Raw genomic sequence first — 21,704 nt, 5'->3', positions numbered from 1 at the left:
CAATTCAACGCAATCCGACCGGCAGGCTTTTCATGCCTTCGGACAAAGCAGGCATAATACCGCGCCTTCTACACTGAAGTGCCTTTTCACGATTGCCGGGTGACCTTTTGAACCAGCCTGTATCGGCCCACCAGCCCCAAGCTTCGCTGCGTCCCTCGGCCTGTCCGGGGTTGTGGCGCATCGTCCAGGCGCTGGACGGCGGCATCTGCCGGATCAAGCTGGCAGGCGGTGCGCTGACGGCTGATCAGGCCGATGCCGTTGCCACTGCGGCCGAGCGCTATGCGGGGGGTGAAATAGAAGTCACCAACCGCGGCAACCTGCAGATTCGCGGCATTGCTGGCGAGCATGGCGCTCTGATCGAAGGGCTGCTGGCGGCGGGCCTGGGCCCGCGTGATGCGGCCGGCGATGATGTGCGTAACCTGATGCTCAGCCCCGTGGCCGGCCTTGATCCGCAGTTGCTGTTCGACACCCGGCCCTTGGCGCAGCAACTGCTGCAGTCGCTGGAAACCACTCCGCGTTTTCATCAGTTGTCGGCCAAGTTCGCCGTGCAACTGGATGGCGGTGAAGCCCTGGCGATGCTCGAACATCCCCATGACTTATGGCTCAGCCCCCTGAACCTGGACGGCGAACTGTGGCTGGCATTCGGCCTGGCCGGGTGCCCGGCCAAGGATGCGCCGTTGGGCGCTGTGCCCCTGACGCGGGGGCATGAGCTGGTGCTGGCGGTGCTCAATCGTTTTCTCGACCTGGCCCGGCCAGAACAGACGCGGATGCGCCAGTTGCTGAGCGAGCATGCGCCAGAGGTGTTTATCGCCGGGTTGGGCTTGCCGATCCGGGCTGACGCAGCGGTCTGTCAATGGCGCCGCTCGCTGACCGCGGCCAGCTATCTGGGCATTTATCCCCAGCTGCAAACCAGCCTGAGCGCTGTCGGTGCCGCAGCGCCGCTGGGCCGCCTGAACCCTTCGATGCTGCGCGGCGCGGCCCGGCTTGCACGTGAACAGGGCGACGGCACCCTGCGCATGACACCCTGGCAAAGCCTGTTGCTGCCCGCTATTGCCCAGCGCCATGCCGAGCGGGTCAGCGAGGGTCTGGCCCAACTGGGGCTGCTGGTCTCTGCGAGTGAGCAACTGTCCCGTCTGGTCGCCTGCACCGGTTCCGCCGGCTGTGCCAAGGGCCAGGCCGAAACCAAGGGCGATGCCCGCCTGCTGGCGACCCTGCTGGCCCCCGGTGCCCCGGCCAGCGTGCACCTGAGTGGCTGCCCGCGCTCTTGCGCCATGGCCCACGTGGCCCCGGCGACCTTGCTGGCGCAGAGCCCCGGCCACTACGACTTGTATCTGCGTGACGATGCCCAGCCAGGCTTCGGCCAGCTGCACGCACGCAACCTCACACTAAAAGAAGCCGGCGCATTGCTAGACGCCTGCTCACGGAGCACCCTTGATGATTGATTACATCCGCGATGGTCAGGAGATCTATCGCAATTCCTTCGCGATCATTCGAGAGGAAGCCCGGCTCGATCGCATCCCGGCCGATCTGGAAAAACTCGCGGTCCGCGTGATTCACGCCTGCGGCATGGTCGATGCGATCGATGGCCTGCAGTTTTCCGCGGGCGCCGGCAAGGCCGGGCGCGATGCCCTGGCCGCTGGGGCGCCGATTCTCTGCGATGCGCGGATGGTCTCCGAGGGTATTACCCGCGCACGCCTGCCGGCCAACAACCCGGTGATCTGTACCTTGCGCGACGAGCAGGTGCCGGAGCTTGCCCGCGAACTGGGCAACACCCGCTCGGCGGTGGCCCTGGAGTTGTGGCGGCCGCACCTGGAAGGCAGTGTGGTGGTCATCGGCAACGCGCCGACGGCACTGTTCTACCTGCTGGAAATGCTCGACGCCGGCGCGCCTAAACCCGCGTTGATCCTCGGCTTCCCGGTGGGCTTTGTCGGCGCTGCGGAGTCCAAGGCGATGCTCGCCGCCGACAGTCGTGGCGTGCCGTTCGTGATCATGCAGGGGCGCCTGGGCGGTAGCGCCATGGCCGCAGCGGCGGTCAATGCCCTGGCCACGGAGGTCGAATGATGCAGGCTCGTGGACGTTTGCTGGGCCTGGGCGTCGGCCCTGGCGACCCGGAACTGATCACCGTCAAGGCGCTGCGCCTGCTGCGCGAATCGCCGGTGGTGGCCTACTTCGTCGCCAAGGGCAAGCGTGGCAACGCCTTTGGCATCATCGAGAGCCATTTGCAGGAGGCCCAGACCTTGCTGCCCCTGGTGTACCCGGTGACCACCGAAGTGCTGCCGGCGCCGTTGTCCTATGAACAGGTCATCAGCGACTTTTACGATGCCGCCAGCCTTGAGGTTGCCGCGCACCTGGATGCCGGCCGCGATGTGGCGGTTATCTGCGAAGGTGATCCGTTCTTCTACGGCTCCTACATGTACCTGCACGACCGCCTCGCCGAGCGCTACGAAGCGCAGGTGATCCCGGGTGTCTGCTCGATGCTCGGCGGTGCCTCGGTGCTCGGTGCGCCGCTGGTCTACCGCAACCAGAGCCTGTCGGTGCTCTCCGGCGTGCTGCCCCACGATGAACTCAAGCGCCGCCTGGCCGATGCCGATGCCGCGGTGATCATGAAGCTTGGACGCAACTTCCCCAAGGTCCGCGATGTGTTGGCCGAACTCGGCCTGGCCGAGCGCGCGCTGTACGTGGAACGGGCGACCATGGCCAACCAGAAGATCGTGGCGCTGGATGAGGTCGACCCGCAGTCGTCACCGTACTTCTCGCTGATCATCGTTCCCGGTGAAAGGTGGCAAGGCTGATGATCCGTAAAGCCCCGGCCATCGTCATTCTTGGCAAAGGCAGCCTGGCCACTGCCCGCAAGATCCAGCAGTTGTACCCGGACGCACTGATCCATGGCCTTGAAGGCCGGGTCGAAGGCGCCGACCGCAGTTACCAGGAGTTTGGCGCGACCTTGCGCCAGCTCTACCAGCAAGACACGCCGATCATCGCGCTGTGCGCTGCCGGCATCGTCATCCGCACCCTGGCCGGCCTGTTGCTGGAGAAGGGCGCCGAGCCGCCGGTACTGGCGGTGGCCGAGGATGGCAGCGCCGTGGTACCGCTGCTCGGTGGCCTGGGCGGGGTCAATGTCATGGCCCGGGAAATCGCGGCCGGCCTGGGTGTGGCGGCGGCGATTACCACCAGCGGCGAGCTGCGCTTTGGTACCTGCCTGCTCAACCCGCCCAGCGGCTATGCCCTGGCGGACCTGGAACTGGGCAAGCGCTTCGTTTCCGACCTGCTGGCCGGTGAAAGCGTGCGCATCGACGGCGCCGCGCCCTGGCTGGAACAGGCGCAGTTGCCACAGAGCGAGCAGGCGCAGCTGGCGATTCATGTCGGTTGTGATGCCCGTGAAGCCTCGGCCAATGAGCTGGTGATCTATCCGCGTTGTGTGATGGTTGCGGTCAGTGAAGTGCCGCCGGAACTGGCCCAGGCTATTCGTGATGCGCTGCAGGCTGCATGGATTGCCGAGCCGGCGCTGGCCTGCCTGCTGGCAGCAGACGAGCACATGGCCAACCCGGCCTTGCACGCTGCTGCGGCCGAGCTGGGCGTGGCCCTGCGCTTTGCTCCGGGCGCCGGTGATGCCAGTGCCCTGGCCGCTCTGGTAATGCCGCAATTGCTGCCACCGCAGGCGGTGACCGATGGCCTGGCCATCGTGGTCGCGAACCAGCCGATCGATCCGCAACAGATCGGCCGCGCCCGTGGTCGTCTGGCAGTGATCGGCCTCGGGCCTGGCGCTGCCGACCTGATGGTGCCTGCGGTCAAGGCCGAGCTGGCACGGGCCAACGATGTGCTCGGCTATGAAACCTATGTGCGCATGGCCGGGCCGTTCCGTGCCGACCAGGTGTTGCACTGCACCGACAACCGCGAAGAGATGCAGCGTGCCCGCCATGCCTTCGAGCTGGCGGCGCAAGGGCGTTCGGTGGTGGTGGTGTCCTCGGGCGATCCAGGTGTGTTCGCCATGGCCGCGGCAGTGCTCGAAGCGCTGCACGAGTCGAGCGATCCGCACTGGCACGCGGTGGAGCTGGAAATGCTGCCCGGCGTTTCGGCCTCCCTGGCGACCGCGGCGCAGGCGGGCGCACCCTTGGGGCATGACTTCTGTGTGCTGTCGCTGTCGGACAACCTCAAGCCCTGGTCGATCATCGAGAAACGCCTGGACCTGGCCTGCCAGGCCGACCTGGCATTGGCCTTCTACAATCCGATCTCGCGCTCGCGTCCCTGGCAGCTTGGTCGGGCCCTGGAGATTGTTCGCCAGCACCGCGCCGCGCCGACCCCTGTAGTCCTTGGCCGCGACATCGGTAGGCCGGGGCAGACGTTGAGGGTGGTCACGCTCGGCGAGCTGCAACCGGACATGGTCGATATGCGTACCATGGTGCTGGTCGGCTCCTCGACTACCTGCGAGTTTGCCCGCGCCGACGGTGGGCAGTGGGTCTATACCCCACGCTGGTATCCGGCGCAGGATTGAATCTGTAGTGGAAGGCTTTCGGTCCTGATTGAAACGGCCATCTCGAATAGCGTGAAAACCCCTGTCGATAGCGACCGGGGCTTCATGAAAAGGACTATTCGAGATGAACGACACCACCGAAATTCTGAGCACCAATACCGCTGCAGTTCTGGAACAATCGCTGATGGCATTTGGTGCCGGCATGTCAGTGCAAAGCCGCACCGACGTGAAAAACTCTTACCAGTTCGCATCCCTGGTGGCCAGCAAGCTGTATGACCAGGAAGGCCAGGGTGAAGCCTGGTTCAAGCAGTTTCTTAAAGTTCTGCAGGACTGTGGCTGGGTCACCGCACGTCGTAGCTATGAGCGCGAATTTACTTCCTCCAAGACGCTGACTGTCGGCGCCGTCGCCTCCAAGGCGCTGGGCGCGATAGGCACTGCGGTGATGGGCGGTCCCGTCGGTGTGGCGCTGAACAAGCTGACTAACGATGCGCTGGCGAAGCTGGGGCAGGTTGAGCAGGCGCAGAAGCTGTTTGATCGCAACGTCAAAAACAAAAAAACCGCCACCATCGGTCTGGCCTCCTGTATCGAAACCTCCGACGGTGAAGTGGTCCTGGCCATGAGCTGCATACATTCGGACACCTCTGCCAAGGACCTGGATGTCTTCGTTCTGGAATGGAACAGCAGTTCCGCCGAGTTCTATACCGGCGCTGCGGCGCTGTCGTTCAACAAGCCGGTGTACGAGCGGGTGCGCGCCACTATCGAGAGCAAACTGGGCGACCGCAGCCTCGGCAACGTGCTCGACTACGAGATCTGACCGCCCGGGGTGGCTCGCTCGCCGGGCCATCCTGGCATTTCAGGAGCAAGGATCATGGAAACGGACGACTACTCGGTATGGACGGCTGGCGGCACCCTGCTGCTGATTGCCGCCGGGGTAACGCCTGCTCAGCGCCAGGCAGTACTCGATTCGCTGTTGTACTGCCAGTTGCGGGCCAACAAGGTTGTGGGCTCGCGTTTTCTGGACTATCCACCGTGGTATGGGCGATACCGCAAGGAGCTTTCCGAGCGCGGCTGGATCATTACCCAGTTCTTCCACGATACGCAGTCTGCCGGTGCATGTTCATTGCTCGCACCCATCCAGCCTTTACGGCTGTGGCTGGACAGCCAGTTCCCCTCGGCGGACAACGTCATCGAGCAGGGTCTGGTCAGGCTGAACCGGGCACAGAGCAGCCTGGACGGCTTTCGCGGTTTCACCTTCGAAAGCAGTCAGTGCGGTACGCGGCTTGCGTTGGAGATTGGACTGGTCCACCCGGGGCCGGTGATCAACCTGTGCAGTATCGCCTTGCACACCAGCGAAGCTGTAGAGCGGGTGAATTTCGAGGGACCGTTGCTGGCAAGGGCGTTGCAGGGGGAGGTTGTGGTCAAGGGGCTGTCGGCGCAACTGGACGTTGAACGCTTCGAGCTCCAGCGTGCCCAGTTGCGAACCTTGATCGAGCACAAGCAACAGGAGCGAGGCGACTTGTTGCACAGAGTGCCAGGAGATGCTCATGAATAAGCCACAGGCAACAGTGGTGGGCGCCGGCCTGATGTCGTTCATGCCCGGCCTGACTCCTGCGCAACGCAGCTCGGTGAAGCTTGCAGTATTGCAAGCCGAACGGGAAACCCGCTTTGTCCATGAACAGGGCCAGGTGCAGAACTGGTACAGCTACTACAAGAACAAACTGAAGTTCTATGGCTGGGACGCGGTGCCGCCTAGCGAGGTCCATTGGCCGGGCAACGAACGCTCGGATATTGTCGATAGCGCGCTAAAGGCCATCTCGGCCGTCGCCGGCAGCCAGTATGCAAGTTCGACGGAGTTGGCCATGCGGGGGCTCAAGCAGGACGCCAGGGCCTTGGTACAGTTTGAGCGGCGTACGCGTGAGCAGGGCGTGTTTCAGTTGTTGCCGTGTGCGCCGGGCCGAAATGGCGCGGTGGACATGGTGCTGTATTACGAAGAGCTTGAGCAATCGCAAGTCGCCGCCGGCTTTCTGTTTCGTAAACGCAGACACCAGCAGGTCAGGGCCGAGCTGGTGCGCTTTAACACCCGTCTGTTCGATCAACAGTTCAGAAGCAAGGTGGAGCGGAGCCTGGAGACTATCGCCCTGCGGGAAATCCTTGAACTGGAACTCTAGGGCACCAGGTAGCCCTTGATCCCGGTAAAGATGATCTGCGCCGCCAGGGCGCAGACGAACAAGCCCATCAAGCGACTAACGATCTGCAAACCCTGATCCCCGAGAATCCGCTCGATACGGTTCGACAGGTACAGCACCAGGCCAACCGTGAAGCTGGCCAGGGCGATACTGACGATGGCCAGCAGTTTGTCGTCCCAGTGTGGCTGGCCAACACCCATCACCAGCAGCGCACCGATGGTGCCGGGGCCGACGGTCAGGGGGATGGTCAGCGGCACGATGGTCACGTCCTGCTGCACGTTGTCGGTCTGCACCGCCGATTTTCCCTGGGCCATGCCCAGCGCGGAAATGAACAGCACGCTACCGGCGCCGATGCGAAAAGCATCCACCGTAATTCCGAATATGCCGAAGATCGCCCTCCCGAACAGGTACAGCAACACGCTGGCAACCAGCACGGCGATTGCGACGCGCCACGCCAGTTGCTTGCGCTCCTTGCTGGAGTAGCCGCGAGTCAGGCTGATAAAGCAGGAGAGCACGAAGAACGGGCTGTAGAGCACGAGCATTTTCAGGTAGACGCTGAATAACTCATGAAGCATGGTCGAGGCTCGCGGCAAGGGTGACGAGAGGGAAGTGTATGCGAATTACGGGGTCGGAATCTGACTTGATTCGGCTTCGCGGCGCGCCACCCAATGTTCGATCAGTTCACGCAGTTGCGACAGCTCTACCGGTTTGGACATGTGCCCGTCCATGCCCGCCAGGCGCGCGCGCTCCTTGTGCTCGGCGAGGATGTGCGCGGTCAGGGCTACCACAGGCGTGCGCCGGCGCTGGTTGCTGACTTCCCAGATGCGCAACTGCTGGGTGGCGGAAAAACCGTCGAGCACCGGCATTTCACAGTCCATCAACACCAGGTCGTAATGGTTGGCCTTCATCGCCTGCAAGGCCTCCTCGCCGTTGCTGGCGGTGTCTGGCTCCAGGCTCAACTTGCCGAGCATGCCGCGGATCACCTTGGTCGAGATGTTGTTGTCTTCGGCCACCAGGATGCGGAAATCGCTGGGCAGGTTCAATGGCGCTGACAGGCTGGCCTGCATCGGTATGCTCGGCTGGCCCTTGCTGCGCTGGGCCAGCTCTTCGGCCAGGGTGGTCTTGAGGGTGTAGCCGGCCACCGGTTTGGCCAGGATACGCTTGACCCCGGCATTGCGGGCGATGACCTTGCTCGGCGCATTGCTGATGCCGGTGAGCATCACCAGCAGGATGTCGTGGTTGAGGCTCGGGTCTTCCTTGATCTTCGCCGCCAGCTGCATGCCGGTCATGCCGGGCATGTTCTGATCGAGCAGCACCGCATCGAAGTAGTCGCGCAGGTGCGCCTTGGTGCGCAGCAGGGCCAGGGCTTCCTTGCCCGACGGCACGGCGCTGACGTTCATGCCCCAGGCGCTGCACTGCTGTACCAGAACCTTGCGGCAGGTGTCGTTGTCGTCGACCACCAGCACCCGGGCGCCGCGCAGCGGGCCGTCGAGGTCGGCGGGCGGTTGTTCGAGACGCAATGGGTCGAGCGGCAGGGTCATCCACAGGGTGTTGCCCATGCTGTGGCTGGTCTTGATGCCGAACTCGCCCTGCATCAGGGTGATCAGCTGCTTGGCGATCACCAGCCCCAGGTGGCCGCCGAGCTTGTTGCTGGAAAGGAAATGCTTGCTGTGCAGTTCTGCCTGCAGCAGCGCTTCGCGCTCACCCGGCGGGATCGGTTCGCCGCTGTCCTGCACGGCAATGCGCAGGCGCGGGCTGTCACCGCGTTGATCGAGGGCGACCACCAGCAGGATCTCGCCCTGGTCGGTTTTCTTCAGGGCGTTTTCCAGCAGGCTCAGCAAGGCCTGGCGCAGGCGTGTCGGGTCGCCACTGATGACCCGCGGCACCTGCGGCTGGGTGAAGCTGATCAGTTCGATGTTCTGTTGTTCGGCCTTGGCCCGGAAGATACTCAGGCAATCTTCGATCAAGGCATTGAGGTCGAACTGCACGTCATCCAGTTCGATCTGCCCGGATTCGAGCTTGGAGATGTCGAGGATCTCGTTGATCAGGGTCAGCAGCTCGTTGCCGGCGCTGTGGATGGTTTGCACGTAATCACGTTGCTTGACCGACAACGGGGTGCCGAGCAGCAGCTCGGTCATGCCCAGTACGCCGTTCATGGGCGTGCGGATCTCGTGGCTGATCTTGGCCAGGAACTCGGCCTTGGCATTGATCTCTGCGTTGCTGGCGGCCAGCTCGCGGCTGGCGCTGAAGCGTTCTTCACTGATGCGCCGCAAACGCTCGCTGACCGCGAGGTTGAGCAACAGGCCACTGACGCTGGTCAGCCCAAGGAGTATGAACAACAGCCATTGGGTTGGCGTGCGGGTCAGGCCAAGCAGGGCCGGCAACACCACCAGGCAGCCGATATTGAACACCAGCATGGCCACGGCGAACAACCGCGCCGGGGCGTAGCCCTTGTACCAGTGGTAGCTGGACACCAGCAGCATGGTCAGGCTGCCCAAGGCCATCAGCGCGTAGGTCATCAGGTTCAGCGGCAGGGTATCGACGAACAGCAGCAGCAGGCCGCAGAGCGCGACCACAAGCATTTCCACCTGCAGCAGGCGGCTCAGGCGCGGTTGTTCGCAGGGCGTGAAGAAGCGCAGGGTGAAGGTCAGGCCGGCCAGCGATGCCAACAGGGCGGTGAGGTAGGCCGCCGGTGTTTGCGCCGAATGCCAGAGGCTCCACCAGGGGCCGCTGAGGTTGAGCAAAATCAGCGCGCTGAGCAGCATCAGCGCATGGTAGACCGCCAGGGCCAGGCTGGTGCTGGAGCGTGAATAGGCGAAGCGGATCAGGTTGTGCAGCATCAGCATCAGCAGGCAGCCGAACAACAGGCCGAAGAACAGCGGCTGGCGCTGGTCGGCGGCGGCCTGGGCGGCAGGCTCGAGGCTGATGGCCGGACGCAGCTGGTGCTCTGACACCAGGCGCAGGTAGACGTCCAGCGGTTGCGCGCTGTTGGGCAGGGCCAGGACATGGTCGCTGCTGCGCAGGTAAGGGTCACCGCTGTCGTTCTGGCGACCGTTGTGGATCTGCTTGATCAGTCGATCGCCGTTGAGGGCGTAAAGGTCCAGGCGCGACAGGTCGGGGGCGAAGACCCGCAGCAGTTTTTCCTGCTGTCCGGGCTCCAGCCGGTAGTGCAGCCACAACGCCTGGTCGGGCGTGGCAGCGTTGAGTTCGTTGAGTTCGAGGGGGCTGAACTGGTTGCGGTAGCGTTCGGAACGTACATCGCTCAATTGCAGGCTGGCCTGATCGTCAAGCAATACCGCCCATCCACTGCCTTGTTCGGCCGCAGCCGGGAACAGGCAGAGCAGGGTCAGCAAGCTGACGGTGAGACCAATGGCAATCCTGAGCCAACGCAAGACGAAATCCCTTCTTAGCCAAATGCCGGATGGTAACTATGCGCGGCGCGCCAAGCCGAAGGCAAGGCCCATGGCGGGCCCTGTCGACGAGCCGGGGGCAGGACGCTTGCCACGTCGCTGCCTCCAGGCACCTGTTTACTGCTGGTGTTCACCGCGTTCGCGGGCAATGGCGCGGTAGCCGATGTCCTTGCGGTAGAAGCTGCCGTCCCAGTTGATCTCGGCAGCCAGGCGGTAAGCTTGTTGCTGCGCGGACTCGACGCTGTTGCCCAGGGCGGTGGCGCAGAGCACGCGGCCGCCAGTGGCAACCACCTGGCCATCCTTGAGCGCGGTGCCGGCGTGGAAGACTTTGCCTTCGAGCTTCGCGGCAGCGTCCAGGCCATTGATCGCAGCACCCTTGCTGTAGTCGCCCGGGTAGCCACCGGCAGCCAGGACTACACCCAGGCTCGGGCGCGGGTCCCACTGTGCTTCGACCTTGTCCAGGGCCTTGGCGAAGGCGGCTTCGATCAGCAGCACCAGGCTCGATTCCAGGCGTAGCATGACCGGCTGGGTTTCCGGGTCGCCGAAGCGGCAGTTGAACTCGATGACTTTCGGGTTGCCGGCTTTGTCGATCATCAGGCCGGCATAGAGGAAGCCGGTGTAGACGTTGCCTTCCTCGGCCATGCCGCGCACGGTTGGCCAGATCACCAGGTCCATCACGCGCTGGTGCACGTCGGCGGTGACCACTGGCGCTGGCGAGTAGGCGCCCATGCCGCCGGTGTTCGGGCCGGTGTCGCCGTCGCCGACACGTTTGTGGTCCTGGCTGGTGGCCATTGGCAGCACGTTGTGGCCGTCGACCATGACGATGAAGCTGGCTTCCTCGCCGTCGAGGAACTCTTCGATCACCACGCGCGAACCGGCGTCACCAAAGGCGTTGCCGGCGAGCATGTCGCGTACGGCATCTTCGGCTTCGGTCAGGGTCATGGCGACGATCACGCCTTTACCGGCGGCCAGGCCGTCGGCCTTGATCACGATCGGCGCGCCTTTTTCACGCAGATAAGCCAGCGCTGGCTCGATCTCGGTGAAGTTCTGGTAGTCGGCGGTCGGGATCTTGTGGCGCGCCAGGAAGTCCTTGGTGAAAGCCTTGGAGCCTTCCAGCTGGGCTGCGCCCTTGGTTGGGCCAAAGCAGTCCAGGCCGCGGCTGCGGAACAGGTCGACGACACCGGCAACCAGCGGGCCTTCAGGGCCGACGATGGTCAGGGCGACATTCTTCTCGGCGAAATCGGCCAGTTGCTCCAGGGCGCTGACGTCGATGTCGACGTTCTCGCACTTGGCTTCGGTGGCGGTGCCGGCGTTGCCCGGGGCAACGAAGACTTTCTCGACCCGAGGGTCCTGAGCGACTTTCCAGGCCAGGGCGTGTTCACGACCGCCGCTACCGATAATCAAAATTTTCATGAAGGCTCCTTCGGAGAAGCTGCAAGCTGCAAGCTACAAGAAAAAGCAGCCAGTGCTGCCCTTTGCGTAGCTTGCAACTCTGAAATTTAAGGGGCTGCAACTGCAAGAGGATGCGACTCGATGCGCTTTTTCTTGCAGCTTGCAGCTTGGAGCTTGTCGCTGCTTCACTCAGTGCCGGAAGTGACGCATGCCGGTGAAGACCATGGCGATGCCGGCTTCGTCAGCGGCTGCGATGACTTCGGCATCGCGCATCGAGCCACCCGGCTGGATTACCGCAGTGATGCCCACTTTGGCAGCGTTGTCGATGCCATCACGGAACGGGAAGAACGCATCCGATGCCATGACCGCGCCCTGCACCTGCAGGCCAGCGTGCTCGGCTTTGATTGCCGCGATACGGGCGGAGTTGACGCGGCTCATCTGGCCGGCGCCGACACCGATGGTCTGGCGGTTTTTGGCGTAGACGATGGCGTTGGACTTGACGTACTTGGCCACTTTCCAGGCGAAGATCAGGTCGTGGATCTCTTGCTCGGTCGGCGCGCGCTTGGTGACCACTTTCAGGTCGCCCGCGGTGATCATGCCGATGTCGCGGCTCTGCACCAGCAGGCCGCCAGTGACGCGCTTGAAGTCCCAGGCAGCGGCACGTTCAGCCGACCACTCGCCGCAGGCCAGCAAACGTACGTTGGCCTTGGCAGCCACTACGGCGCGAGCTTCGTCGCTGACGCTCGGGGCGATGATCACTTCGACGAACTGGCGCTCGACGATGGCCTTGGCGGTTTCAGCGTCCAGCTCGCGGTTGAAGGCGATGATGCCGCCGAAGGCCGACTCGGTGTCGGTGGCATAGGCCAGTTCGTAGGCCTGGCGGATACCGCCTTCGGCGTCCGGGCTGACGGCCACGCCGCACGGGTTGGCGTGCTTGACGATGACGCAGGCCGGCTTGACGAAGCTCTTCACGCATTCCAGCGCGGCGTCGGTATCGGCCACGTTGTTGTACGAAAGCTCTTTGCCCTGCAGCTGTACGGCGGTGGCGATGCCGGCTTCGGCAGGCTTGGCCTCGACATAGAACGCCGCGCTCTGGTGCGGGTTCTCGCCGTAGCGCATTTCCTGGGCCTTGACGAACTGGCTGTTGAAGGTGCGCGGGAACTCACTGCGACCGGAGGTCGAAAGGCTCTCGGCAGCCTGGTTCACGGTGCCCATGTAGTTGGCGATCATGCCGTCGTAGGCGGCGGTGTGCTCGAACGCCTTGAGCATCAGGTCGAAGCGCTGGGCGTAGGTCAGGCCGCCGGCCTTGAGGTTTTCCAGAACCTGGCCGTAGTCGCTGGCGTTGACCACGATGGCGACGTCTTTGTGGTTCTTGGCCGCCGAGCGGACCATGGTCGGGCCGCCGATGTCGATGTTCTCGATAGCGGTCGGCAGGTCACAGCCAGGCTTGGAGATGGTGGCTTCGAACGGGTACAGGTTGACCGCGACCAGATCGATCGGCTTGATCCCGTGTTCGGCCATGATGGCGTCATCGGTACCGCGACGGCCGAGGATGCCGCCGTGGATTTTCGGGTGCAGGGTCTTGACCCGGCCGTCCATCATTTCAGCGAAGCCGGTGTAATCGGCAACTTCCACCGCGGCAACGCCATTGTCCTGGAGCAACTTGAAGGTGCCGCCGGTGGACAGGATCTCGACGCCGAGCTGTTGCAGCTCACGGGCGAATTCAAGGATCCCGGTCTTGTCGGAGACGCTGATCAAGGCGCGGCGGATCGGCAGGCGGGTAGTCTGGTCGGTCATTTCAGATTCCATAACGCGGTGGAGTCAGCAAAAAAGGCGACCTCATCGAATGGGAGCCGCCTTTTCTGGTTTGGATGCTTGCTTACAATAAATCGTACTGCTTGAGTTTCTTGCGCAAGGTGCCGCGGTTGAGCCCGAGCAGCTCGCTGGCCTTGGTCTGGTTACCCTTGACGTAGTTCATTACGCTTTCGAGCAACGGCGCTTCGACTTCCGAGAGCACCAGGTTGTACACGTCCGTGACGGCCGCGCCCTCAAGATGGGCGAAATAGTTGTGCAGCGCCTTTTCCACACTGCCGCGAAGGGTCTGACCCTCTTCGCTCGGCGTATTCAGGTGCTGTTTCAGGTTGACGTTGTCGCTCACGGGCGTTGTTCCACTCACTAAAGTCTCGGTCATCATCGTCATGCGGCCACCCCTTGTCCGTCCTCTGTCTCAAGGCTCTGTTCACGTTCGCTGAAGAAGCTGCGAACGTTGGCGCACTGCGCTTGCGTGTCTTCCAAACGGTTGAACTGGGCGCGAAACTCCTTGGCGCCCGGTAGCGTTGCCAGGTACCAACCAACGTGCTTGCGGGCGATACGTACGCCCATCACATCGCCGTAGAAGGCGTGCAACGCGGTCAGGTGCTCCAGCAGAATTCGTTCCACTTCGTCCAGCTGCGGCGCCGGCAGTTTTTCGCCGGTGCGCAGGTAATGCTCGATCTCGCGAAAGATCCATGGCCGCCCCTGGGCAGCCCGGCCAATCAGCAGACCGTCGGCCCCGGTGGCATCCAGCACCGCCCGGGCCTTTTCTGGCGAAGTGATATCGCCATTGGCAAAAACCGGGATCGACACCGCCTGCTTGATCGCCGCGATGGTGTCGTATTCGGCTTCACCGGTGTAGAGGTCGGCGCGTGTGCGTCCATGTACCGCCAGTGCCTGGATCCCGGCCTGCTCGGCGATCCTCGCCACAGTCAGGCCGTTCTTGTTGGCCCTGTCCCAGCCGGTACGGATCTTCAGCGTGACCGGCACGTCCACGGCGGCAACCACCGCGTGGAGGATTTCGCTGACCAGGGCTTCATCTTTCAATAAAGCAGAGCCTGCGGCCTTGTTGCAGACTTTTTTTGCCGGGCAGCCCATGTTGATGTCGATGATCTGTGCGCCGGCCTCGACATTGGCCCGGGCCGCTGCTGCGAGCATCTGCGCGTCACCACCGGCGATCTGTACCGAGCGTGGCTCGGGATCACCTTCGTGAATCATGCGCAGGCGCGACTTGCGGCTGTTCCACAGGCTCATGTCGCTGCTGACCATCTCCGACACCACCAGGCCTGCACCCATTCGCCGGCACAACTGACGAAAGGGCTGGTCCGTGACCCCGGCCATCGGCGCGAGGATCAGGGCGTTCTGCAGTGTGTATGGGCCGATGCGTACCGCCGACATAGGAGTTCCCTGTTGTGGGGCCGGATCATTAGAGTTCGAAAAAGGGTTGGCATGATACCCGCTCTCGGTGACCGGATAAAGATGGATTTGGATAAAATCTGAACAGTTGGCTTTAAGCCTCAAGCTGCAAGCTTCAAGCCGCAAGTAAAAACGGATCAGCGTATGGGGCTGCTTTTCCTTGTGGCTTGAAGCTTGCAGCTTGCCGCTCGCCTGTTATTCCGGGGACCGGAATGACAGGCTGTAGTTGACTGCCTTGGGGCCCGGGTCGAGGATGTCCAGGGCGATGTGGATCGGCGTCTGGCTGGGCATTTCGCCCTTGCCGGCCAACTCGCCGCTGAGGTACTCGGTGGGCTTGAAGCGGCGGCTGGCGATCAACTGGCCATTGAGGTCGGCAAAGCGCAGTTCCAGCAGCGGGAACGGCTGGGAGAAGGGCGCACGGTTGTAGATGATCGCGTCGACGATCAATGCACCGTTGAAGTCCGGGTGGCTGCGCACCACCAGGTTGCTGCTCTTGATCCGGGCAATGTCGACCCGCGACGGCACCTGGCAACCGACGGTCGGGCAGATCGTCTGGAACCATGGACGGTAACGGTCCTGGCGGGCCAGTTCGTCGAACTGGTACCAGATGTACTGGCCGGCCAGCGCCGCGGCAGCCAGCAGGATCAGCAAGATCCACAGCAGGCGCTTGCCCCAGTTGACCTTGGGTTTCTGCCAGCCGAGCTGAATCGGGTCGTCGACCAGGTCGAGCAGCGGCTCCTTGCGGGCAGCGCGGCGGCCGCTCGGGCCCAGGCCTGGTTCGCGGCGTTCGACCAGCTCAGGCTCGGGGCTGTCCAGGTCGTCGTCAGGCTCCCGGGCCGACAAACGTTCGCCGGGCAGTTCGTCATCATCGGCATGCAGCGGCTGCGCGGGTGGTGCCGGGGCATCGAGATCGTCGTCGAGTACATCCAGCGACAGCGAAGGCTCGGTGCGCTCGCCCGGTGCCGGCGCGAGGTCCAGGGCTTCCTGTTCGATCAGCGGTGGCTGTGGCTCGTCGAGCTCGGCAATGAGTTGTTCGCGCTCGGAGGCCGGGCTGCTGAACAGGCTGTCGGGCCAGTGCTGGTCGTCCTGCTCGGGGCTGTCGCGGTGCGCGCTGAGGCTGTCTTCGCGCGGGGCGGCGGCCTTGAACTCGGTCGTCGGCTGGATTTCGCGCTGTTCCAGGCGCGCCAGTTCCTGATCCAGATCGAGCTGGTCGAGGTCCAGTTCTGCGGCGCTCCACTCGTGCTGACTGGGCGCTTGCGCGGGCTCCACCACAGGCTCGACCGGCGCCGGCTGCGCAGGCGGGTTCTGCGCCGCGCTTTGTTCCAGCAGTTGCCGGGCGGCGTTGAACACTTGCAGGCAGGCGCCGCAACGCACCACACCGCGGGCCACGCTCAGCTGATTGTGGCTGACGCGAAAGCTGGTCTGGCAATGCGGGCACTGGGTGACGAAACTGTCGGTCATGCGGCGGTCCGGGTTATGCAGAAGGTTATTCTAGGCGCACTTAGCGGCGGCGACCACTGATGCGTACCCAGCCATCGCGTACGGCGATCGGGTCGAGGTCGAAGTCCTTGGCGTAGGCCGCGGCGACTTCATCACCCTGTTCGGCGAGAATCCCCGACAGCGCCAGCAGGCCACCCGGACGTACCAGCCCGGACAGTTGCGGGGCCAGCGATACCAGCGGGCCGGCCAGAATGTTGGCAACCAGCACGTCGGCCTGCATGGCCGGCATGTGCTCGGGCAGGTACAGGGCGAATTTCTCGTCGGCGATGCCGTTGCGCCCGGCGTTGTCGCGCGAGGCTTCCAGGGCCTGCACGTCGATGTCGGTACCGACCGCTTCGCGGGCGCCCAGCAGCAACGCGGCAATGGCGAGGATGCCTGAACCGCAACCGAAATCGAGCACCTGAGTGCCGTTCAGGTCCTGGCCGTCGAGCCATTCCAGGCACAAGGCGGTGGTTGGGTGGGTGCCGGTGCCGAAGGCCAGGCCCGGATCAAGCAGCAGGTTGACCGCCTCGGGCTCGGGCGCCGCATGCCAGCTTGGCACGATCCACAGGCGCTGGCCGAAACGCATCGGCTGGAAGTTGTCCATCCAGCTGCGTTCCCAGTCCTGGTCCTCGATGACTTCGGCCTGGTGCTCCGGCAGTTCGGCGCCGGTCAGCAACTGCAGGTGGGCGAACACCGCGCTGGCGTCGGTATCGGCTTCGAACAGTGCCAGCAGATGGGTATGCGACCACAGCGGGGTGGTGTTGAGGTCCGGTTCGAAGATCGGCTGATCTTCGGCATCCATGAAGGTGACCGAAACGGCGCCTACTTCGAGCAGGGCATCTTCATAGGTTTCGGCTTGTTCCGGGCTGATGGCCAGACGTACTTGCAGCCAAGGCATGGCGGGCACCTTTGGAAAAATCTACAGGGGCAGCCCGAGGCTGCGAGAAGCCCGCCAGTTTACTTGAGTACGAGGGGTTTGTGGGAACCCTGTGGGAGCCCCAAAAAAAGACCCCGGTCACGGGACCGGGGTCTTTTTTACATCACTGCCGAATCACTCCTGGTTAGCCAGTTTGTGTTCCAGATAGTGAATGTTGACGCCGCCTTTGCAGAAACCTTCATCACGCACCAGGTCGCGGTGCAGCGGGATGTTGGTCTTGATGCCGTCGACGACGATCTCGTCCAGGGCATTGCGCATGCGCGCCATGGCTTCGTCGCGGTCCTTGCCGTAGGTGATCAGCTTGCCGATCAGCGAGTCGTAGTTCGGGGGAACCGCGTAACCGCTGTACAGGTGCGAATCGACGCGAACGCCGTTGCCACCCGGGGCGTGGAAATGCTTGACCGTGCCTGGGCTCGGGATGAACTTCTTCGGGTCTTCGGCGTTGATCCGGCACTCCAGGGAGTGACCACGAATCACCACGTCATCCTGGGTGAACGACAGCTTGTTGCCAGCGGCGATGCTGAGCATCTCCTTGACGATGTCGATACCGGTGACCATCTCCGAAACCGGGTGCTCCACCTGAACACGGGTGTTCATTTCGATGAAGTAGAAACTGCCGTTTTCGTAGAGGAACTCGAAGGTGCCAGCGCCACGGTAGCCGATCTCGATGCAGGCATCGACACAGCGCTTGAAGACTTCCTGGCGGGCTTTCTCGTCGATACCTGGGGCCGGTGCTTCTTCCAGTACCTTCTGGTGGCGGCGCTGCAACGAGCAGTCGCGGTCACCCAGGTGCACGGCATTGCCCTGGCCGTCGGACAGGACCTGGACTTCCACGTGACGTGGGTTGGTCAGGAACTTCTCGAGGTAGACCATCGGGTTGCCGAACGCGGCGCCGGCTTCGGTGCGGGTCAGCTTGGCCGAGGCGATCAGGTCCTCTTCCTTGTGCACCACGCGCATGCCGCGACCACCACCGCCACCGGCGGCCTTGATGATCACCGGGTAGCCGACTTCACGGCCAATGCGCAGGGCTTCTTCTTCGTCTTCCGGCAGCGGGCCGTCGGAACCCGGTACGGTCGGAACGCCGGTTTTGATCATCGCGTCCTTGGCCGATACCTTGTCGCCCATCAGGCGAATGGTGTCGGCTTTCGGGCCGATGAAGGCAAAGCCGGAGTTCTCGACCTGCTCGGCGAAGTCGGCGTTTTCCGCGAGGAAACCGTAGCCTGGGTGAATGGCGGTAGCGCCGGTCACTTCGGCCGCGGCGATGATCGCCGGGATGTGCAGGTAGGACTGGCTGGCCGAAGCCGGACCGATGCAGACCGACTCGTCTGCCAGGCCCAGGTGCATCAGTTCGCGGTCAGCCGTGGAGTGTACGGCGACGGTCTTGATGCCCAGCTCTTTGCAGGCACGCAGGATCCGCAGGGCAATTTCCCCGCGGTTGGCAATCAGGACTTTTTCCAGCTTCGCAGACATCGTTGGCTCTCCGCGGTTCAAACGATGGTGAACAGCGGCTGGTCGAACTCAACCGGCTGACCGTCTTCTACCAGGATGGACTCGATCACACCGCTGGTTTCAGCTTCGATGTGGTTCATCATCTTCATGGCTTCGACGATGCACAGGGTGTCGCCTTTCTTCACGGTCTGGCCGACTTCAACGAAGGCTGGCGAGGCAGGCGAGGCTTTGCGGTAGAAGGTACCGACCATTGGCGAACGGGCAACGGTGCCGTTCAGTTTTGGTGCGGCGGCTTCGGCTGGAGCGGCGGCAGCGGCCGGGGCGGCGGCTGGTGCGGCAACAGGAGCGGCGACTGGAGCCGGAGCGTAGTACTGCTGGGCTGGAGTCTTGCTGTGGCGGCTGATCCGTACGGATTCTTCGCCTTCCTTGATCTCCAGCTCGTCGATGCCAGACTCTTCCAGCAGTTCGATCAGTTTCTTGACTTTACGGATATCCATTAATCATCAACTCCCAAGGTTCGGTCAGGGGCGTAAATATAAAAACGTGTTAGCAAACGTTTCTTGTGAGCCCCGGCCTTACAGGCCAGGTTCTCGTCATCAGGGCTTTGCGTTAGCAGCCAGGTGTTCCAGGGCAGACTCCAGGGCCAGGCGGTAGCCAGTGGCGCCCAGGCCGCAAATCACTCCTACGGCGACATCAGAGAAGTAGGAGTGATGGCGAAAAGGTTCGCGTTTGTGCACGTTGGACAGATGCACTTCGATGAATGGGATGCTCACCGCCAGCAACGCGTCACGTAATGCGACACTTGTATGTGTGAAAGCCGCCGGATTGATCAGAATGAAGTCCACGCCTTCGCTGCGCGCCGCGTGGATACGGTCGATCAATTCGTACTCGGCATTGCTTTGTAGGTACTGCAGGTGATGGCCGGCGGCGCGGGCGCGCTGCTCCAGGTCCTGGTTGATCTGGGCCAGGGTCACGGCGCCATAGACGCCCGGTTCGCGGGTGCCGAGCAGGTTCAGGTTGGGGCCGTGGAGCACCAGTAGCGTTGCCATCTGTGGTTCCTTTTTATCGTTAGGAAACTTTGCGCGGCGACTATGCCGTAAACCGGCGGACACTGTCCAGTTGCCGGCAATAGCCAGCACGATGACCGATATTCACGCTAAATATGTGACTAATTTATTAGTTTCGGTCATCGAAGCCGGCTTTTTAGCGGCCAGAGGAAGTTATAGACCCAGATCGGCGCGAATGCGCGTCAGATGCTCGGCGAATTCGCCGGCGTTTATCTCGCCAACTAGCCGATCGGCGCTGATTTCGCTGCCGTTCGCGGCAAAGAACAGCAGCGCAGGCGGGCCGAACAGTTGGTAGCGGTCGAGCAGGGCACGCTGCTCGGCATTGCTCTCGGTAATATCGAAGCGCAACAGCTTGTAATCCTTGAGCTGCGGCTGCACCGCCGGAGCATTGAGTACTTCGTGCTCGATCACTTTGCAGCTGATGCACCAGTCGGCATACCAGTCCAGCAGCACCGGCTGGCCGGCGGCCTTGGCTGCGGCCAGCGCGCTGTCCAGCGCCGCCGGGGTGGTGATGGTCTGCCAGTCGCTGGCGCTGCTGGCCTGGGAGGTTGCGCCGGTGCTGGCAATCCCAGCCTGAGGCAGCGGACGCAGCGGGTCGGTCTGCCCGCTCAAGGCACCGTACCAGCAGGCCAGGGCGTAGAACAGCAGAGCCAGGCCAAGCAGTTGTGCCAGGCGCTGGCGGGTGGTTTTCACGGTGAACTCCAGGGTGCCGAGGAACACCGCGGTACCGGCGGCCAGCAGGCCGACCAGCAACAGCGTAACCTGCCCCGGCAGCACGCGGCTGAGCAGGCCGATGGCCAGGCCCAGCAACAGTACGCCGATAGCGTTTTTCACCGTCACCAGCCACGGTCCGCTTTTTGGCAGCCAGGCAGCGCCGCCAGTGGCGATCAGCAGCAGCGGCGCACCCATGCCCAGGCCCAGGGCGAACAGTTTCAGCGCGCCGCCCAACGCGTCGCCACTGGCGCTGATATACAGCAGCGCGCCGGCCAGTGGCGCCGACACGCACGGCGATACCAGCAGGCTGGAGAACACCCCGAGGATCGCCGCACCGATCAGCGAACCGCCCTTGGTCTGGCCCACCAGGCGCTCCAGGCGGCTGCTGATGGCATGGGGCAGCTTGAGCTCGAACAGGCCGAACATGGCCAGGGCGAACAGCACGAAGAACAGCGAAAACGGCACCAGCACCCAGGCCGACTGCAGGCGCGCCTGCAGGTTGAGGCCGGCGCCGAACAGGCCCATCAGCGCGCCCAGCAGGGCGAAGCAGGCGGCCATTGGCAGTACATAGGCCAGCGACAGGGCAAACCCGCGCACGCCGCCGACCTGGCCGCGCAACACCACGCCGGAGAGGATCGGCAGCATCGGCAACACGCACGGCGTGAAGGTCAGGCCGACGCCGGCGAGGAAGAACAGCAGCAGGCTTTTCCAGTCCCAACCGGCTTTGTCGGCGGCGTCAGCGGCTGGCGTCGCACTGCCGGCGGCGCCATCGATGCTCAGTCGTGCGGTTTCCGGCGGGTAGCACAGGCCCTTGTCGGCGCAGCCCTGGTAGCCCACCAGCAGGGTGAAGGGGCGTTGTTCGTTGGCCGGGCGGGGGATCTCGATGTCGAGGATGCCGTGGTAGACCTCGACATCGCCGAAGAACTCGTCGTGCTTGGCTTCACCGGGCGGAATCTGCGCGGTACCCAGGGCGATGTCGGCAGGTTCGCTGCGGAACTGGAAACGGTGGCGGTACAGGTAGTAGCCGTCGGCGGCGACGAAGCGCAGCTTCAGGGTTTGTCCTTCATCCTGCACCAGGCTCAGCTTGAAGGCTTCGTGCACCGGCAGAAAATCGGCGCTGTTGTTCAGCGACGCTGCGCCCAGGGTGGCGCTGGGGCGATTGTCGAGCAGGCCAGCGCCGACGGCGGGCAAGGCCAGGAGCAGAAACAGGAGGCAAAGCAGGCGGCGCATGGCGGTCTCGCAGGACAAAAGTGCCTGCATGATAACGGACTGAGCCGCTACGTGCAGTTGCGCGGCGCCTGCATCGCTGGCAAGGCCAGCTCCCACAGGTTCGGAGTACACACATCCCCTGTGGGAGCCGGCCTTGCC

The 21,704-nt window shown here is 63.4% G+C and carries 19 protein-coding genes; 7 read left to right on the top strand and 12 right to left on the bottom strand.

What is annotated here, in order from left to right:
• The first annotated feature begins 107 nt into the window (after nt 1-107).
• The 7 genes from cobG (at nt 108) to JV241A_RS22055 (ending at nt 6,639) form a co-directional block, all read left to right on the top strand.
• Entirely contained in the window at nt 108-1,442 is a 1,335-nt protein-coding gene (gene cobG, locus JV241A_RS22085; protein ID WP_258578712.1) for a precorrin-3B synthase, read from the top strand.
• Nucleotides 1,435-2,061, top strand: coding sequence for a precorrin-8X methylmutase (locus JV241A_RS22080; RefSeq protein ID WP_134064467.1), 627 nt, complete (start codon nt 1,435-1,437; stop codon nt 2,059-2,061). Before cobG ends, JV241A_RS22080 begins: the two co-directional genes overlap by 8 nt.
• Entirely contained in the window at nt 2,061-2,792 is a 732-nt protein-coding gene (locus JV241A_RS22075) for a precorrin-2 C(20)-methyltransferase (RefSeq protein WP_115088985.1), read from the top strand. Before JV241A_RS22080 ends, JV241A_RS22075 begins: the two co-directional genes overlap by 1 nt.
• Nucleotides 2,792-4,492, top strand: coding sequence for a precorrin-3B C(17)-methyltransferase (cobJ, locus tag JV241A_RS22070; protein WP_134064465.1), 1,701 nt, complete (start codon nt 2,792-2,794; stop codon nt 4,490-4,492). The genes JV241A_RS22075 and cobJ overlap by 1 nt, the downstream gene beginning before the upstream one ends.
• Nucleotides 4,493-4,595: 103 nt before the next feature.
• Entirely contained in the window at nt 4,596-5,285 is a 690-nt protein-coding gene (locus JV241A_RS22065; protein ID WP_115088982.1) for a hypothetical protein, read from the top strand.
• Nucleotides 5,286-5,339: 54 nt separating this feature from the next.
• Complete coding sequence (locus JV241A_RS22060) at nt 5,340-6,023, top strand: hypothetical protein (RefSeq protein ID WP_115088981.1); 684 nt, start codon at nt 5,340-5,342, stop codon at nt 6,021-6,023.
• Complete coding sequence (locus tag JV241A_RS22055; RefSeq protein ID WP_115088978.1) at nt 6,016-6,639, top strand: hypothetical protein; 624 nt, start codon at nt 6,016-6,018, stop codon at nt 6,637-6,639. Before JV241A_RS22060 ends, JV241A_RS22055 begins: the two co-directional genes overlap by 8 nt.
• On the opposite strand, the gene JV241A_RS22050 is transcribed toward JV241A_RS22055, so the two are convergent.
• The 12 genes from JV241A_RS22050 to JV241A_RS21995 form a co-directional block, all read right to left on the bottom strand.
• Complete coding sequence (locus JV241A_RS22050) at nt 6,636-7,232, bottom strand: MarC family protein (protein WP_115088976.1); 597 nt, start codon at nt 7,230-7,232, stop codon at nt 6,636-6,638. The genes JV241A_RS22055 and JV241A_RS22050 overlap by 4 nt on opposite strands.
• A 45-nt stretch (nt 7,233-7,277) precedes the next feature.
• Nucleotides 7,278-10,049, bottom strand: coding sequence for a hybrid sensor histidine kinase/response regulator (locus JV241A_RS22045; RefSeq protein WP_115088974.1), 2,772 nt, complete (start codon nt 10,047-10,049; stop codon nt 7,278-7,280).
• 135 nt (nt 10,050-10,184) lie between these two features.
• The gene (gene purD, locus JV241A_RS22040; protein ID WP_115088973.1) at nt 10,185-11,480 is read right to left on the bottom strand and encodes a phosphoribosylamine--glycine ligase; all 1,296 of its coding nucleotides are present in this window, start codon (nt 11,478-11,480) and stop codon (nt 10,185-10,187) included.
• Between the two features lie 168 nt (nt 11,481-11,648).
• Complete coding sequence (purH, locus tag JV241A_RS22035) at nt 11,649-13,256, bottom strand: bifunctional phosphoribosylaminoimidazolecarboxamide formyltransferase/IMP cyclohydrolase (RefSeq protein ID WP_134064463.1); 1,608 nt, start codon at nt 13,254-13,256, stop codon at nt 11,649-11,651.
• An 82-nt stretch (nt 13,257-13,338) separates the two neighbouring features.
• Nucleotides 13,339-13,659, bottom strand: a complete 321-nt coding sequence (gene fis, locus JV241A_RS22030; protein WP_003186237.1) for a DNA-binding transcriptional regulator Fis — start codon at nt 13,657-13,659, stop codon at nt 13,339-13,341.
• On the bottom strand, nt 13,656-14,669 hold the full coding sequence (dusB, locus tag JV241A_RS22025) for a tRNA dihydrouridine synthase DusB (protein ID WP_134064461.1): 1,014 nt from the start codon (nt 14,667-14,669) through the stop codon (nt 13,656-13,658). Before dusB ends, fis begins: the two co-directional genes overlap by 4 nt.
• Nucleotides 14,670-14,882: 213 nt before the next feature.
• A complete protein-coding gene (locus tag JV241A_RS22020) occupies nt 14,883-16,148 on the bottom strand; it encodes a DUF3426 domain-containing protein (protein ID WP_134064459.1) in 1,266 nt (421 codons plus the stop codon).
• Nucleotides 16,149-16,188: 40 nt separating this feature from the next.
• Complete coding sequence (gene prmA, locus JV241A_RS22015; RefSeq protein ID WP_134064457.1) at nt 16,189-17,067, bottom strand: 50S ribosomal protein L11 methyltransferase; 879 nt, start codon at nt 17,065-17,067, stop codon at nt 16,189-16,191.
• Nucleotides 17,068-17,220: 153 nt separating this feature from the next.
• Nucleotides 17,221-18,576 (bottom strand): acetyl-CoA carboxylase biotin carboxylase subunit, encoded by a 1,356-nt coding sequence (gene accC, locus JV241A_RS22010; protein WP_038997371.1) that lies wholly within the window; start codon nt 18,574-18,576, stop codon nt 17,221-17,223.
• Nucleotides 18,577-18,593: 17 nt separating this feature from the next.
• Nucleotides 18,594-19,052, bottom strand: coding sequence for an acetyl-CoA carboxylase biotin carboxyl carrier protein (gene accB, locus JV241A_RS22005; RefSeq protein ID WP_093376528.1), 459 nt, complete (start codon nt 19,050-19,052; stop codon nt 18,594-18,596).
• A 99-nt stretch (nt 19,053-19,151) separates the two neighbouring features.
• Nucleotides 19,152-19,604, bottom strand: coding sequence for a type II 3-dehydroquinate dehydratase (gene aroQ / locus JV241A_RS22000; protein WP_045182308.1), 453 nt, complete (start codon nt 19,602-19,604; stop codon nt 19,152-19,154).
• Nucleotides 19,605-19,775: 171 nt separating this feature from the next.
• Nucleotides 19,776-21,566, bottom strand: coding sequence for a protein-disulfide reductase DsbD (locus JV241A_RS21995; RefSeq protein ID WP_134064455.1), 1,791 nt, complete (start codon nt 21,564-21,566; stop codon nt 19,776-19,778).
• Nucleotides 21,567-21,704: the final 138 nt, after the last annotated feature.

Source organism: Pseudomonas sp. JV241A, from assembly GCF_900275665.1.
Taxonomy (GTDB): Bacteria; Pseudomonadota; Gammaproteobacteria; order Pseudomonadales; family Pseudomonadaceae; genus Aquipseudomonas; species Aquipseudomonas wadenswilerensis.
This window is presented reverse-complemented; position numbering and strand designations above follow the sequence as displayed.